Annotated in this window: 1 protein-coding gene and 1 pseudogene; both read left to right on the top strand. The window is 35.2% G+C overall.

What is annotated here, in order from left to right; translation table 11 throughout:
* Positions 1-124 (top strand): annotated as a pseudogene (locus tag C1E99_RS15380) (magnesium transporter CorA family protein); the annotation flags it as partial.
* Positions 125-139: 15 nt separating this feature from the next.
* Positions 140-298 (top strand): DUF1129 family protein (locus tag C1E99_RS14415; protein ID WP_153060298.1); only part of this gene is annotated, 159 nt, incomplete at its 3' end.

Here is a 298-nt window from a genome sequence, read left to right as displayed (position 1 = left end):
GAACTTTAAGGACAATATCATTCCTTTTAACGATATTCCCTATGCTTTTTGGTGGATTATCCTCTTCGCATTTGCAATCAGCCTATCACTCACCTTCTACTTCATCCGTAAGAGATGGTTTTAACCTAAGGAGATTAACATGTCATTTACAGAAATCAACGGATTAACAAAAAAGAACCAAGAATTTATCCATATTGCGACCAACCAACTGATTAAAGATGGAAAGTCTGATAGCGAAATCAAAGAACTCTTGGAAGAAATTTTACCAACTATCATTGAAAAGCAAAAAACTGGCGTG

Origin of the sequence: Streptococcus suis (assembly GCF_002964045.1) — a bacterium.
In the GTDB taxonomy this organism is placed as follows: Bacteria; Bacillota; Bacilli; order Lactobacillales; family Streptococcaceae; genus Streptococcus; species Streptococcus suis_U.
The sequence above is the reverse complement of the archived record's forward strand: the minus strand, read 5'-3'. Positions and strand labels throughout refer to the sequence as shown.